Source organism: Streptomyces chattanoogensis, assembly GCF_001294335.1.
GTDB lineage: Bacteria > Actinomycetota > Actinomycetes > Streptomycetales > Streptomycetaceae > Streptomyces > Streptomyces chattanoogensis.
Genome location: NZ_LGKG01000096.1, coordinates 1 through 309 on the forward strand (window position 1 = coordinate 1; position 309 = coordinate 309).

1 protein-coding gene is annotated in these 309 nt (G+C 67.0%); it reads right to left on the reverse strand.

From position 1 onward, the window contains the following. On the reverse strand, positions 1–239 hold a 239-nt coding region (locus ADL29_RS11800; RefSeq protein WP_157878464.1), incomplete at its 3' end, for a hypothetical protein. Positions 240–309: the final 70 nt, after the last annotated feature.

Sequence of the window (309 nt, forward strand, 5' to 3'; positions counted from 1 at the left end):
GGGTACAGGTGCCAGCCCCCGCAGGGGATCATCTTGCGTGTCACCGGGCAGCGGGGTGAGCTGCCGTTCCAGATGTCTGGCCATCCGCACCGTTGGCGTTCGAACACGGTGGTGCCGGAGGCAATGGCGAGCTCCGGCTCGTGCAGGTAGAACCGGTAGTCCTTGACGGTAGGCACGGCGAGGTGTGGCACCAGGTGCATGAACCCGATGTCGCCGGCCGGCAGGTCGGTCGTCCACACGACCCGGTCTCCAGCTTTGCGGAGGGCCTTCTGCCGGGCCTGGACGGTTCGAGCTTCCACCTTCGAGTGC